Here is a 14,680-nt window from a genome sequence, read left to right as displayed (position 1 = left end):
CCTTCCTGGGTACGTTGAGGATTTTGATGCGCCGAGAACACAGTTGGAAATCGGTTTCAGCATCTCGCTCAGTGTCCTAGTTTTTTGCGCAGCGCCGCTCCCACAAACCCGCTGAATAATGGATGTGGACGATGCGGTCTGGAACTATACTCCGGATGAAACTGAGTTCCCAAGAACCAGGGATGATCCTTCAGTTCGAGAATCTCAACCAGCCGTCCATCCGGCGAGAGACCGCTTAAGACCAGTCCCTTGGCAGCCAATCGCTCGCGATAGGCATTGTTGAACTCATAGCGATGACGATGGCGTTCGCGAATCTCGTTCACGCCGTACATCTTCTGGGCCAACGTTCCTTCTCCTAACTTACAGAGATAGGATCCGAGCCGCATCGTTCCGCCTTTGTCGCTAACGCCCTGCTGATCCGGCATGAGGTGAATCACCGGATGGGGCGACTGCTCATCAAACTCCGCGCTGTTGGCCCCCGACAGTCCGGCCACATTGCGCGCAAATTCAATCGCGGCACATTGCATTCCCAAACAGAGGCCCAGAAACGGCACTTGACGTTCCCGTGCGTATCTGATCGTGGTGACTTTCCCCTCGATCCCTCTTGTTCCAAATCCACCGGGAATCAAGATCCCATCCGCCTCACGGAGAATCCGTTCCGTCCCTTGCCGCTCGATATCTTCGGACTCGATCCAGTTGATATTGACCTTCGTTTCATGGTCGATTCCGCCGTGAACCAGCGCTTCGCCCAAGCTCTTGTAACACTCCTTCAGGCCCACATACTTTCCGACCAGCGCGACGGAGATTTCATGCTTGGGCCGTTTGATTTTCTGCACCATCGCGTCCCACTCGCGAAGATTCGGCTGGCCAGTCTCGAGATGCAGCTGACGGACGATCAATTCGTCCAACCCTTCTTTTCGGAAGACGATCGGCACTTCGTAGATCGTCTCGACGTCTTTGGCCGTGATCACGGCGTCCCTATCCACATTGCAAAACATCGCGATCTTGCCCTTGAGCTCCGGGGGAATATACCGGTCGGTTCGGCATAAGAGAATATTGGGCTGGATACCGATTTCCCGAAGCTTGTTGACCGAATGTTGTGTCGGCTTGGTCTTCAATTCACCGGCCGTGCCGATGTAAGGCACCAAGGTCAAGTGCACATACAATACATTATCGCGCCCGACGTCGTACGGCATTTGTCGAATAGCTTCGAGAAACGGGAGACTCTCAATGTCTCCGACCGTCCCGCCGATTTCAATGATGGCGACATCCACTCCCTTGGAAATGCGCATGATCGCCTGCTTGATCTCATCCGTCACATGCGGCACCACCTGTACCGTCCCGCCAAGATAATCCCCCCGTCGCTCCTTGGTGATGACCGAATGATAAATCCGACCCGTCGTGTAATTACTTTCCTTCGTCAACGAGAGCGAGGTGAATCGCTCATAGTGTCCGAGATCGAGATCGGTTTCGGCGCCATCGTCCGTGACAAACACTTCACCATGCTGGTAGGGATTCATCGTCCCGGGATCGACATTGATGTAGGGATCCAGCTTGAGAAACGTGATCTTCAGCCCACGGCTTTCGAGGAGGTTTCCAATGGAGGCCGATGCCAGTCCTTTCCCAAGCGATGAGACCACTCCGCCGGTCACAAAAATAAATTTATTCATGGCTCTCCTCTCTCCTGGACATCAGGCCGCCCCATCCCAGCCGTACACCTCATGTTTTAAAAAACACTCCGCTGCTTTTCAGCTCACGCCTGACCGACTCATACTGCTGAAGCCGTTCCGCCACGTCCGGGACGTCCTCCGGACGATCCACCCTCAGGGAGGCATGCTTCGTTTCCCACACGCGGATGCGCATGCCATGATCGAGCGCACGAAGCTGTTCGAGTTTTTCAGCGTCCTCGATGCGGCTGGTCGGCAAGGAAGCCAACCGAAGTAACGTGTCCTTCGAATAGATGTATAGCCCGAGATGGATATAGTGGAGTCCTCCGACCGCTTGCTGCTGAGGATCGTCGCGGACGAACGGGATTGGGGCTCGTGAAAAATAGAGCGCATCTCCTTTCGCATTCGTCACCACCTTCACCACGGCAGGATTGAGGAGATCCTCCGTCGAATCGATCACTCGCTTGAGCGTTCCCATCCCCACGCCACTTTCCAAAAACGGCTCAACGAGATCATTCAGCAGTTCCGGCGTCAAGGGAATCTCATCCCCTTGCAAGTCCACAAAATAATCCCCCGCAAACATCCGCGCCACGGCAGCCACACGGTCGGTTCCCGTCCGATAATTGCCGGTCACCATGAGGACACGTCCTCCAAACCGCTCGACCGCCCGCTTGATCCGTTCATCATCGGTTGCGACCAGAACATCCGACACGGCACGGCAGGCCGCCGCCTGCTCGTAGACATGCTGAATCATCGGCTTGCCGTTCAGCTCGACCAGCGGCTTCCCCGGAAACCGGGATGAACCGTATCGGGCTGGAATCACGACCGTGACCGTTTTCGATGTATTAGTCATCGCCAAACGCCTCGGACAACTGAGCCGGCGACACGGTCGCAGTCCCCACCATTCCGACCACGATCCCAGCCGCATAGTTGGCCATCATCGCCCCGGTCTTGATGTCGGCCCCGGCTGCAAGGGCCAGCGCCAGCGTCCCAATGACCGTATCTCCCGCACCTGTGACGTCGTAGACTTGCCGCGCCTTGGTCGGAAGATGCCATGACCGACCATCCCCTTGGTAGAGGCTCATCCCCTTCTCACCACGCGTAATCAGAACGGACTGACACCCCAGTCGTTGACGGATCATGGCCCCGGCTTCGTTGATCGTTTGATTGTCATCTCCGTGCATGCCCGACGCTTGGGTCGCCTCAAGATGGTTCGGCGTGATGACCGTGACCCCTTTATAAAAATTAAAGTGTTCCACTTTGGGATCGACAATGACCGGAACTCTGCGCAACGCCGCCAGACGAGTGATCTCGGCCATCAAGGTCGACGACACGACTCCCTTGGCATAGTCCGATACCACAATACAGGAAAGCTCCCGAAGTTTTGACTCAACATACCGGACGATCTTCCGTCGAAGCGGTGCCCGCAATTCGCTTCGCCCTTCGATGTCATACCGAACAATCTGCTGGTTGTGGGCGATGACCCGACTCTTTCTGGTCGTCGGTCTCCCACGATCAGTGACGACACCGCCAAGGCTCGCCCTGGTATTCCCGAGTTCTTTGAGCAACCGCTTCCCGCTCTCATCCGCTCCGATCACCCCACAGAGATATGCTCTCCCTCCAAGCGCCATAATATTGCTGTAAACATTGGCCGCCCCACCCAATCGGATCGACTCCGATTCAACATGCACGACTGGAACTGGCGCTTCAGGAGAGATCCGGCTCACCCGCCCCATCACATACTGATCAAGGATCAAGTCACCGACGACGAGGACGGAGGCCTGTGGAAATCGGTGCAGATACTGGCGGAGGACTGTGGATGAAGGCGAATCACTCTTCCCCTGAGACTCCTGCTTGGGGATAATGACACCGCCTCGTTTTTTCACTGAATGGCTTTGGCGAATCGTTCCCACCGTACCCACTCCGTCCAATTTCCCTGTCCATTCCAGGACCAATAGATACGGAACGCTTTGCCGCGGATTTTCTCCTCGCGGACGTACCCCCAGAACCGACTATCCAGGCTCTGGTCACGATTATCGCCCATGACAAAATAGGACCCTTCGGGGACCGTCACTGGGCCAAAATTATCGCGAGGGTTGACCGTCCCATCGATGATGCCGGGATCAATGCGTTGGGTAAAGGTTTTGTCATCAAGCGGCTGACCGTTCACCAGGACTACTTTGTTCCGTAGGTGAACCGTGTCTCCTGGCAAGCCCACAATGCGCTTGATAAAATCCTTCTCTTCATCCTCGGGAAACCGAAAGACGATGATATCACCACGTTGCGGTTTGCCGAACGTGACGACGGTGGAAGACGTATAACAATTAACCGGTGGAAAACTCCATTGCAATTTGCAGTCCGTCGGCCACTGCAGGCCATAGGACAACTTGCTGACCAAAATATGATCTCCGATCAGCAGGGTCGGAATCATGGATCCGGACGGAATCTTGAAGGCCTGCACGACGAACACCCGAATGGCGAAGGCCAACAACATGGCGACGATGATCGCTTCGGCATACTCTCGAACGAGCGACTTCCGCCCAGTCTGGTCGGCGTTGTCGGCGAGCTTGGTACTGCCCAGCGAGGCCGGTTCACCGGACCGTGACCCACCGGACAACTTGTCCGTATTGCGTTGATTCGAATCGGGGCTCATTCTTCTCCGACCTTGAGAATCGCCAGGAAGGCTTCCTGTGGAACTTCGACACTGCCGACCGCTTTCATGCGCTTCTTTCCTTCCTTCTGCTTCTCGAGTAATTTCCGCTTCCGCGTGATATCACCACCATAACATTTCGCAAGGACATTCTTCTTCATGGCCCCGATCGTCTCGCGGGCGATGATCTTGCTTCCGATGGCCGCCTGAATGGCAATCTCATACATCTGCCGGGGAATCAATTCCTTCATTTTCTCCGCAAGCTGACGTCCGCGCTGCACTGAACGATCTTTATGCGTGATGAAGGACAAGGCATCGACCGTTTCACCGTTCAGCAAAATGTCGATTTTGACGAGATCAGATTCCCGATAGCCGATCAGCTCGTAGTCCAGCGACGCATAGCCCTGCGTGCGCGACTTGAGTTTATCGTAAAAATCGAGAATGACCTCGTTGAGCGGCAGTTCGTAACTGATCATCACGCGCGTGGGGTCGAGAAATTGCAGACTGCGCTGAATCCCGCGCCGCTCTTGACAGAGCTGAAGAATGGCGCCCATATACCGTTCGGGGGTGATGACCGATGCGAGAATAAACGGCTCTTCGAATGACTCAATACTGCTGGGCGCAGGGAGCTGTGAGGGATTCATGACTTCCAACACCTCACCTTTGGTCGTCATCACCCGATACACGACGGTGGGGGCCGTGGTGAGGAGCGTCAAATTATACTCACGCTCTAGTCGTTCCTGAATGATCTCCATATGCAGCAGGCCAAGAAACCCGCAGCGAAATCCAAACCCCAAGGCCAAGGACGTTTCTGGTTCGTAGGCGAAGGAGGAATCGTTCAACCGGAGCTTGACCAGCGCATCCCGCAAATCTTCATACCGAGCCGTATCGGTGGGATAGAGCCCGCAGAACACCAACGGCTTGACCTCTTTATACCCTGGAAACGGCTCGAGGGTAGGCGTCATGGCATCAGTCAACGTGTCACCGATTTTGACGTCCGCCACTTCACGCATATTGGCACAGAGATAGCCCACCTCGCCGGTCAGTAATTCGGTCTTTTTGGTACGCTTCGGAGCAAAATGGCCGACTTCCATGACTTCAAACGTGCGATCGTTCGACATGACTTTGATTTTCATGCCAGGCCGTATGGAGCCATCAACCACACGTGTCAGGACGATCACGCCCTGATAGTTGTCGAACCAGGAATCAAAAATCAGCGCCTTGAGAGGAGCTCGGGGATCTCCGGATGGAGGTGGAACCCGCGCAATGATCGCCTCCAAGACTTCCGGCACGCCCTTGCCTTCTTTGGCACTGATCGGTAAGGCGTCGTCTGCTTCAAGCTGCAACACCTCCGAGATCGACTGCTTCGTTCCATCGACATCTGCGCTCGCCAGGTCGATCTTATTGATCACCGGAATAATGGTTAGGTTGTTCGCCATCGCCAAGTTCACATTGGCAATCGTCTGGGCTTGCACGCCTTGTGTCGCGTCGACCAGCAAGAGTGCCCCCTCGCAGGCGGCCAGACTCCGCGAGACCTCATAGGTAAAGTCAACATGCCCGGGCGTATCGATCAAATGCAACCCGTAGGTTTTTCCGTCGCGAGCCTTGTACCGGATGGCTACTGCGTGGGCCTTGATCGTAATGCCACGTTCCCGTTCAAGGTCCATGGCGTCGAGGATCTGATCTTTGGCCTCTCGGGCAGTAACTGCGCCAGTAGCTTCAAGGAGCCGGTCAGCGAGGGTTGATTTGCCGTGATCGATATGAGCGATTATGGAAAAGTTGCGTATAAGACTTTGCAAATCCTAACTCATTGGTGAAAAATCGGTTCATTATAGTAACTGCCTCCTGGGTTGTCAAAGCAATCACCTCCACTTATAATCACACGCCGCCCCGAGGCCCTTTCCTCGTTGATCGGCTTTCGTCCAGTCAATCACCGACCAACGATTTCGCATCACAAGATCGACGAATGACGTCCATATCATCATGACTCGACGACCTTCCACTCAGCAGCTCAGAGATTGGGATCGTCGCTATCTCTGGCATCCGTTTACCCAAATGCAGGAGTGGGAGCAGGAGGAGCCACTCATCATCGAGCGTGGGAAAGGCTCGTACCTGATCGATACGGAGGGAAAGAAATATCTCGATGGCACCTCATCAATTTGGGTCAATGTCCATGGCCATCGCCATCCGACCCTCGATCGCGCCATCAAGAAGCAGCTCGACAAGATCGCCCACTCGACGTTTCTTGGACTCTCGAACCCACCGGCCATTGAACTCGCCCGGGAGCTGATCCGCATCGCTCCCAGGGGGCTCACCCGCGTTTTCTATTCGGACAACGGGTCAACCGCGGTGGAGATTGCCCTGAAGATGGCCGTCCAATACTGGCAACAGCGCCGTCCCGAAGCCGGCTCAAAGAACACATTCCTCCATCTCAAACTCGCTTACCACGGTGATACGATTGGAGCCGTAAGCGTCGGCAACATCGAACTGTTCCATGCTCGATTTAAACCGCTCCTCTTCCCGACGGTGGAAGCCGATCCGCCCCACTGCTACCGCTGTCCACTTCAACTCAGTTATCCCTCTTGCAACATCGCCTGCATGGAGCCGATTGAAGAGATCGTCAAGAGCCGTCACCGAGAGTTGGCCGGGGTGATCATCGAACCGCTCATGCAAGCCGCCGCCGGCATGATTCCTCAGCCGCCCGGCTATTTGAAACGAATCCGTACGCTCTGCACACAATTCAACCTCCTCTTGATCACCGACGAAGTGGCGACGGGATTTGGACGCACCGGCAAGATGTTCGCCTGCGAGCACGAAGGCGTCACACCGGATCTGATGGCACTCAGTAAAGGACTCACCGGGGGGTACATGCCCTTGGCGGCAACCTTGACAACGGATGAGATCTATCGCGGTTTTCTCGGCGACTATGACGAGTTCAAAACATTCTTCCATGGCCACAGTTTTACCGGCAACCCGCTGGGCTGTTCCGTGGCGCTCGCAAACCTTCATGTGTTTCGCCAGGAGAAGACGCTGGCTCGACTCCTTTCCAAAATCAAGCTCTTCAGCAGATTGCTGGCTCGGCTCGAGGCGCTCCCTCAAGTCGGCGACATTCGTCAACGAGGATTTATGGTAGGAGTTGAATTGGTCAAGGAGAAAACGACCAAAACCCCCTACCCACTCAGCGCCAAGGCCGGCCACCGCGTGGCAGCCATCGCCCGATCAAAGGGATTGATCTTGAGACCGATCGGGAATGTCCTCGTGCTCATCCCGCCGCTCTCGATCTCCAACCAGGAATTAAACAAACTGGTGGACATCCTGAAAGAATCTATAGAGACTCTGCAAATCGATTCAGAGTCCATCCACGGTACGCACAACAATCGGTAGCATGGTAGGCTCACTATGAAGACCTGCGATTTTCTTATCATCGGCGGCGGAGTGATCGGCCTCAGCATCGCGCGTGAGCTGCGAAGACGACGCGGAGATGCCAACATTCTTTTGATTGAAAAGGAACCGTCGTGTGGAGCCCATGCCAGCGGACGCAACAGCGGGGTACTCCACGCCGGCTTCTACTACTCGCCGGACAGTCTGAAAGCCAAATTCACACGCCTTGGAAATGAACGACTCACCGCCTACTGTGAGGAGAAGCGGATCTCCATCAATAGATGTGGGAAACTGGTCGTCGCCAAGGATGCCGCGGACTTGCCGTCGCTTGACGAGTTATTCCGACGAGGCCAGATCAACGGCATCGAGCTCCAGCCCCTCACAGATGCAGAAGCCAAGTCGATCGAACCTCGGGTCAAAACCTATCAACGGGCGCTGTTCTCCCCCCGTACATCGACCGTCAACCCGCTCCATGTCGTCAATGCGATGCAGCAAGATGCGGTTCGTGAGGGGATTCACATTCAGTGCAGTACGGCCTACCAAGGCCTGGACGACGAGACTATCCTGACAAATCAGGGCCGCATTGCCGCCGGATATGTCGTCAATGCCGCAGGCCTCTATGCCGATAAAATTGCTCTGAACTATGGCTTTTCAGAAAAGTATCGAATCCTCCCGTTTAAGGGACTCTATCTCTACTCCGATGAGCCCCCCGGATCGATTCGAACCAATATCTATCCTGTTCCTGATCTGAGAAATCCGTTCCTTGGTGTGCATTTCACGATCACGGCGGATGGGAAAGCGAAAATCGGTCCGACCGCCATTCCGGCATTGTGGCGAGAAAACTATGAAGGGCTCAGCAACTTCAACTTCGGCGAGCTGGCTGAAGTCGCGAGCCGAGGACTCGGCCTCTTGACCGGGGCGGGATTCGATTTTCGACGATTGGCGATGGAGGAAATTACGAAATACTCACGAAGTAAGATGGTGTCGCTGGCGTCGGTCCTCGCCGAAGGCGTCGACGAACGCAATTATCAGAAATGGGGACGCCCCGGCATCCGCGCGCAGCTCCTCGACATCACCAAAAAGAAACTTGAAATGGATTTTGTGCTCGAAGGCGACCATCGTTCCATGCACGTATTGAATGCGGTCTCACCGGCCTTTACCTGTTCACTCCCCTTTGCCGATTACGTCTGCGACCACATCGATAAGGCGATCCGCTGACAGGTGTCAACACAGACGGACTTCTTCACCCACGCCGACCTGAAGACAGCGGGCTGCACTATCTTCCTGTACGAAAATCTCCAAGTTTCCATCGCTATTGATCAGCGCAGACGGACTCTCACGATGCCCCAGGCTGTAACTTCCGACCACATCGCCGATGATGGAGGCTCCGATGTGAATCTCCACGGATTGTCCCATTGCCCCTCGAAATTCACGGATTTGTCTCGCCGTGATGTTGGAAATAAGATTTCCAAAACGGTCGACCGACACGATCTTTCCGATCAGCACATCCTCATGCCAGACCGGTATCGCAACAGAACGTCGAATGGGATCATGGACAGCGGGCCCGAAAAAGGACGGTGGGACTCCTTTGCTCAGCCAAGCCGCTGCCGGTGCAAAGACATCTCGACCGTCAAAGGTCGATCCGGCCGTTTCCAAACGATACTGTGGATTGCTGATCTGCCAGACCTTGGCTCCAAGCTCCTGCTCCAAGATCTCCGTGAATAACCCGTTATCCGGACCGACGAAGAACGACCCGGCGGCAGCCAAGAGCAGCGCCCGACGCTCGGTCCCGACTCCTGGATCAACGACCGCCACATAAATCGTTCCGGCAGGAAAATAGCGATAACAGGACTTCAGGAAATACCCGGCTTCCTGAATCTGATGGGACGTGATTTGATGGGAGAGATCAACCAGTCGCACAGCGGCATTAATCGAGAGAATCACGCCCTTCATGCTGGCGACAAAACTGTCACGTTCGCCAAAATCGGTCAGCAAGGCGATAAGGGGTCGTGCCTCCGGCACGTCAACATTCCTCGAATTTGATCTCCACGACTTCGTATTCGACCATCTTGACCGGAGTCGTCACCTCGACAAAATCGCCGACACGTTTTCCGATCAAGGCACGACCGACGGGAGACTGCACCGAAATCTTGTTGAACTTCATGTCGGCTTCGTCTTGCCCGACCAAGGTATACTGTTTCTTCGATTGTGATTCCTGCTCAATGACCAACACGGTCGCGCCAAAGACAACCGTTTCGGTGGTACGCCCGGTGATTTCGACAATGCGCGCATCAGCGATCTTCCCCTCGAGTTCGGAGAGCCGGGATTCAATGAACCCCTGCCGCTCTTTCGCGGCATCGTACTCGGCATTCTCACTAAGATCGCCATGTGCTCGAGCCTCGGCAATGGCTTCAATCACCTTGGGACGTTCGATCTTGCGCAAACGATCCAATTCAGCCTTGAGTGCTTCATAACCTTTCTTCGTGATTGGGGTCGGCATACTCCGGTCGCTCCTCAACTGGTTAGCAGAATGCTGCAACATGCCGCCAGCAGCATGACCACATCGCTCAGGGCCTCACTGTATTAGGAGAGTCCCCCTTCGCTCGCTGCAGCCTTGCCGGGCAGCCTTGTTGAGCATCTTCACAGGATTGTGGCATACGCACCGCACGGAACACTTCATCAGCTCACTGATGGGTATGAACCAAGTTGTACCGCAGCCTGTCAGGTCCGATGATACTCCTGCAAGGTCCGGATCGATAGATCTTTTTTCAGGATGGCTTCGATCGCCATCGTCGCAGCGTGTGCCCCTCGCATGGTCGTAAAATAAGGAATTCCTCGATGCAACGCTTCTCGTCTGATTGCGAGCGAATCGACATGTGCCGAGGCCGTACGTACCGTATTGACGACAATGGCTACCGATCCGTTCTTGATATGGTCAACGATATGCGGTCTACCTTCGGCCACTTTGTTCACGACCTCCACGGGAAGACCATGCTCTCGTAGATAGCCTGCCGTCCCGCTTGTCCCTTGAATTCGCATCCCCAGTTGACTCAATACCCTCCCGACTTCGAGCGCGGCAGGACGGTCCGATGCCTTCACACTAATGAACGCCGTTCCTGACGTCGGCAACACGGCCCCGGCCCCGGCTTGGGACTTGGCAAAGGCCCAACCAAAATCCTCATCGAGTCCCATCACTTCCCCGGTTGATTTCATCTCCGGCCCGAGGAGCACGTCGACTCCAGGAAATTTATTGAAGGGGAACACCGCCTCTTTGACCGAGAAATGCTCAGGGACCGGAGCCTGCGTAAATCCAAGCTCCTTAAGCGTTCGCCCCATCATCACCTTCATCGCTAACTTTGCAAGCGGTACACCGATCGCTTTGCTGACGAACGGAACGGTCCGGGATCCGCGTGGATTGACTTCCAATACATAAATCGTCTCCCCCTTGACGGCAAACTGGGCGTTCATCAGCCCGACCACTCCCAGCTCCTTGGCTAACATTCGCATCTGCCGCTCAATCTCGGCGACAAGAGACTTCTCAAGCGTATAGGGAGGGAGCGAGCAAGCTGAATCTCCCGAATGGACCCCAGCCTCTTCGATATGCTCCATAATGCCTGCGACCACTACGGTTTCCCCATCGGAAATCGCATCGGCATCGACTTCGATCGCATCGGCGAGGTACTTGTCGATCAACACGGGATGATTGGGCGATGCCTTGACCGCCGACCGCATGTATTCCAACAAACCGGCTTCGTCATAGACGATCTGCATGGACCGTCCACCCAAGACATACGACGGACGGACCATGACCGGGTAGCTGATCTGCCCGGCAATCTGCACCGCTTCCTCAACAGACCGAGCAGTCCCGCTCTCTGCCTGACGCAGACCAAGCCTATTCAACAGTTCACGAAACCGTTCGCGATCCTCCGCCAGATCAATCGCATCAGGGCTGGTACCGAGAATCTTGACACCGGCCTTTGAGAGCGGAAGCGCAAGCTTCAAGGGCGTCTGTCCCCCGAATTGCAACACCACGCCAAGCGGTTGTTCCCGATGGACGATATTCAGCACATCTTCATGGGTGAGTGGTTCAAAGTACAAACGATCAGAGGTATCGTAATCCGTACTCACGGTTTCCGGATTGCAGTTCACCATGATGGTGTCGATTGCCTCTTCGCGCAGCGCCATCGCCGCGTGGACACAACAGTAGTCGAACTCAATCCCCTGCCCGATACGATTGGGACCGCCGCCGAGAATCACGACCTTCTTTCGGTCTGCTGGTCGCGCCTCGCACTCGTGGCCATAGGTGGAATAGAGATACGGGGTCTGTGCCTCAAACTCCGCGGCGCAGGTATCGACTCGTTTATAGGTCACACGCCGGTCCCGATGTTCCATCCGTGCCTTCGCGACCGCCCCAGCTTCACAGCCTAATAAGAGGGCGATCCGATCATCTGAAAACCCGAGCTCTTTGGCTTCCCAGAGCAATCCTCCGCTCAAGCACCCAGCCGAGTTGGAAGCCTGCCCGACCAGGGATCGCTCAAAATCCACCAACTGCCTCACCTGATCCAAGAACCAGGGATCGACTTTTGTGATTGCAGCCAGCTCCTCATCGCCCAATCCGAGGCGCATCGCATCAGCCAGATACCACAATCGCTCGGGTAACGGTGTGCGCAACACGCTCTCAAGCTTCTCAATGGCCTCCGGACGATTAAAGCCAGTCGGCACACCGCGATCCAGACCAAACCGCGAAACCAAGCCATTCAGATCCAATTCCAACGAACGAATCGCCTTCTGGAGGGACTCTTTAAACGTTCGTCCAATCGCCATCACCTCACCAACCGACTTCATTTGAGTCGTCAAGGTCGGATCAGCGCCCTTGAACTTTTGAAAGGCGAATCGAGGAATCTTCACGACAACGTAATCGATGACCGGCTCGAACGATGCCTTGGTGACCCCGGTGATATCGTTGGTGATCTCATCCAGAGTGTATCCGACTGCGAGCTTGGCGGCGATCTTTGCGATGGGAAACCCGGTCGCCTTCGAGGCCAACGCCGAACTTCTGGACACCCGAGGATTCATTTCAATGACGACCATCTCTCCATTAGCCGGGTTGATCCCAAACTGGATATTCGACCCACCCGTGTCGACTCCAATCTCTCGAATAATACGCAGAGCCGCATCCCGCATACGTTGATATTCTTTATCGGTCAAGGTCATGGCCGGCGCCACGGTGATGCTGTCCCCAGTATGGACCCCCATCGGATCGAAGTTTTCGATGGGACACACGATGACGACATTGTCTTTCAGGTCACGCATGACCTCTAACTCATACTCTTTCCAACCGATCACCGACTCCTCGATCAGCACCTGACTCACCGGACTCATGGCCAATGCCCACTCAATCAGCCGCTCAAATTCTTCACGATTATAGGCAATATTTCCCCCTGTTCCCCCCATCGTGAACGAAGGTCGGATGATGGCGGGAAACCCGACGGTCTCCACAATCGCGACGGCCTCCTGCCGACTGTGCGCCGTCCCACTCTTGGGCACACGGAGCCCAATTCGCTGCATGGCCTGCTTAAAGGCTTCCCGATCCTCGGCTTTGTGAATCGCCTCCGCCGACGCGCCCACGAGGGTGACTCCGTATTTCTCGAGCACGCCTCGCTTGACCAAGCCCATCGTGGTGTTTAAAGCCGTTTGCCCTCCCATGGTCGGAAGCAGGGCATCCGGACGTTCTCGGTCAATGACTTTTTCGACCACGTCCAACGTAATCGGCTCCACATAGGTCCGATCGGCCATCTCCGGATCCGTCATGATCGTGGCCGGATTACTATTGATGAGGATGACCTTATAGCCCTCGGCTTTGAGGGCTTTACAAGCTTGTGTACCGGAGTAATCGAATTCACAGGCCTGCCCGATCACAATCGGGCCTGATCCGATCATCAGAATTGATTGGATATCCGTCCGTTTTGGCATGATGGTCCGCTGATAGTGGTTAACTGGATGGAAGTTCTGGGCCAATTAAAGGGTGATAAGGCGCCGGCGCTGGCCCCTGATTCTCCTGCGTGGCATGGTAATACTTCAAGGCTTCGGGAAGCCAGGCTTCGATCTGATTGATACGCGCAATATCAGACGGATGCGTGGACAAAAACTCGGGAATCGTATGTTGGGATCGGAAACAGACTTTATCAATCATCTGCCGAGGACATCCACTCATCCGCTCCCAAAACGGAACCGCCTCCCGGGGATCATACCCAGCCTGCGCCATCAGTTTGAGCCCAATGTAGTCGGCCTCTGATTCCTGTTTTCGCCCAAACGGTAACGACACCCCGACGCCATAGGCACTCATCGCCGCGATTGCCGCATCCGGTCGGCCGACTGCGGCTCCGGCCGCCAATGCTCCGACCTGACCGATCGTTTCCAAAATACTCCGACTATACCGTTCTGCTCCATGTCGCTGGAGGGCATGCGCGACTTCGTGACCGATCACGGTCGCCAAGCCATTTTCGTTTTTCGTAATCTTCAAAATTCCCGTAAAGACTGCCACCTTCCCGCCCGGAAGGGCGAACGCATTAATCGTGCGATCATCTCGAATGATTGCAAACTCCCATTGATATTCTGGTTTGTTGGCAACGGCAGCAATTCGATTCCCCACCCTATTGACGAGCTCATTCAACTCAGGATCGTCGCTCACCGGGGCTTTTCGAAGTAATTCCCGATAGGCACCGACCCCCATTGCCATTTCTTTTTCTTCGGAAATATAAATAAACTGATCGCGTGCCGTTCCTGGAGCTCTGACACATCCGCTCACTGCCGAAGCGACGGCTCCCATGGACCCTATAGTCAAAAGACACGAGAGCTCCGCCGCTCGGCGAACAACCCCACGCAGCAATGTTCGCCGATCCATGGGCACAGAGAACAATCGGTTGATCTCGTGGTCCGACGGTTGCGCCATCTTGGTTCCTATACGCACCCTCCAATTTCA

Annotated in this window: 11 protein-coding genes; 2 read left to right on the top strand and 9 right to left on the bottom strand. The window is 55.1% G+C overall.

Annotated features, from left to right (window positions below):
• Positions 1-68: 68 nt before the first annotated feature.
• The 5 genes from ACYX34_RS07850 to lepA are packed head-to-tail and all read right to left on the bottom strand — an operon-like array spanning position 69 to position 6,116.
• Positions 69-1,670: a CTP synthase gene (locus ACYX34_RS07850; protein ID WP_462075999.1), complete on the bottom strand. Its 1,602-nt coding sequence runs from the start codon at positions 1,668-1,670 to the stop codon at positions 69-71.
• Between the two features lie 49 nt (positions 1,671-1,719).
• A complete protein-coding gene (kdsB, locus tag ACYX34_RS07845) occupies positions 1,720-2,520 on the bottom strand; it encodes a 3-deoxy-manno-octulosonate cytidylyltransferase (RefSeq protein WP_462075998.1) in 801 nt (266 codons plus the stop codon).
• Positions 2,513-3,580: a D-glycero-beta-D-manno-heptose-7-phosphate kinase gene (rfaE1, locus tag ACYX34_RS07840; RefSeq protein ID WP_462075997.1), complete on the bottom strand. Its 1,068-nt coding sequence runs from the start codon at positions 3,578-3,580 to the stop codon at positions 2,513-2,515. Before rfaE1 ends, kdsB begins: the two co-directional genes overlap by 8 nt.
• Positions 3,550-4,320 (bottom strand): signal peptidase I, encoded by a 771-nt coding sequence (lepB, locus tag ACYX34_RS07835; RefSeq protein WP_462075996.1) that lies wholly within the window; start codon positions 4,318-4,320, stop codon positions 3,550-3,552. The genes rfaE1 and lepB overlap by 31 nt, the downstream gene beginning before the upstream one ends.
• Positions 4,317-6,116 (bottom strand): translation elongation factor 4, encoded by a 1,800-nt coding sequence (gene lepA / locus ACYX34_RS07830; protein WP_462075995.1) that lies wholly within the window; start codon positions 6,114-6,116, stop codon positions 4,317-4,319. Before lepA ends, lepB begins: the two co-directional genes overlap by 4 nt.
• A 184-nt stretch (positions 6,117-6,300) precedes the next feature.
• Between lepA and bioA the strand changes: the two genes are divergently transcribed.
• Positions 6,301-7,701, top strand: a complete 1,401-nt coding sequence (bioA, locus tag ACYX34_RS07825) for an adenosylmethionine--8-amino-7-oxononanoate transaminase (protein WP_462075994.1) — start codon at positions 6,301-6,303, stop codon at positions 7,699-7,701.
• A 15-nt stretch (positions 7,702-7,716) separates the two neighbouring features.
• Positions 7,717-8,916, top strand: coding sequence for an L-2-hydroxyglutarate oxidase (lhgO, locus tag ACYX34_RS07820; protein ID WP_462075993.1), 1,200 nt, complete (start codon positions 7,717-7,719; stop codon positions 8,914-8,916).
• A 6-nt stretch (positions 8,917-8,922) separates the two neighbouring features.
• Here the strand turns inward: lhgO and ACYX34_RS07815 are convergent, their stop codons facing one another.
• The 4 genes from ACYX34_RS07815 to ACYX34_RS07800 all read right to left on the bottom strand — a co-directional run bounded on the left by ACYX34_RS07815 (position 8,923) and on the right by ACYX34_RS07800 (position 14,650).
• A complete protein-coding gene (locus tag ACYX34_RS07815; protein ID WP_462075992.1) occupies positions 8,923-9,720 on the bottom strand; it encodes an SAM hydrolase/SAM-dependent halogenase family protein in 798 nt (265 codons plus the stop codon).
• A 1-nt stretch (position 9,721) separates the two neighbouring features.
• Positions 9,722-10,198: a transcription elongation factor GreA gene (gene greA / locus ACYX34_RS07810; RefSeq protein WP_462075991.1), complete on the bottom strand. Its 477-nt coding sequence runs from the start codon at positions 10,196-10,198 to the stop codon at positions 9,722-9,724.
• A 221-nt stretch (positions 10,199-10,419) separates the two neighbouring features.
• Positions 10,420-13,671, bottom strand: a complete 3,252-nt coding sequence (gene carB, locus ACYX34_RS07805) for a carbamoyl-phosphate synthase large subunit (protein ID WP_462075990.1) — start codon at positions 13,669-13,671, stop codon at positions 10,420-10,422.
• Positions 13,672-13,690: 19 nt separating this feature from the next.
• Complete coding sequence (locus tag ACYX34_RS07800; RefSeq protein ID WP_462075989.1) at positions 13,691-14,650, bottom strand: M48 family metallopeptidase; 960 nt, start codon at positions 14,648-14,650, stop codon at positions 13,691-13,693.
• Between the last annotated feature and the right edge of the window lie 30 nt (positions 14,651-14,680).

Source organism: Nitrospira sp. CMX1 (genome assembly GCF_054902215.1).
The sequence above is the reverse complement of the archived record's forward strand: the minus strand, read 5'-3'. Positions and strand labels throughout refer to the sequence as shown.

Bases quoted from the DNA above. Each gene is read 5' to 3' on its own strand.
- ACYX34_RS07850 (WP_462075999.1), bottom strand. From the start codon at position 1,670: ATGAATAAATTTATTTTTGTGACCGGCGGAGTGGTCTCATCGCTTGGG.
- kdsB (WP_462075998.1), bottom strand. From the start codon at position 2,520: ATGACTAATACATCGAAAACGGTCACGGTCGTGATTCCAGCCCGATAC.
- lepB (WP_462075996.1), bottom strand. From the start codon at position 4,320: ATGAGCCCCGATTCGAATCAACGCAATACGGACAAGTTGTCCGGTGGG.
- bioA (WP_462075994.1), top strand. From the start codon at position 6,301: ATGACTCGACGACCTTCCACTCAGCAGCTCAGAGATTGGGATCGTCGC.
- lhgO (WP_462075993.1), top strand. From the start codon at position 7,717: ATGAAGACCTGCGATTTTCTTATCATCGGCGGCGGAGTGATCGGCCTC.
- greA (WP_462075991.1), bottom strand. From the start codon at position 10,198: ATGCCGACCCCAATCACGAAGAAAGGTTATGAAGCACTCAAGGCTGAA.
- carB (WP_462075990.1), bottom strand. From the start codon at position 13,671: ATGCCAAAACGGACGGATATCCAATCAATTCTGATGATCGGATCAGGC.
- ACYX34_RS07800 (WP_462075989.1), bottom strand. From the start codon at position 14,650: ATGGCGCAACCGTCGGACCACGAGATCAACCGATTGTTCTCTGTGCCC.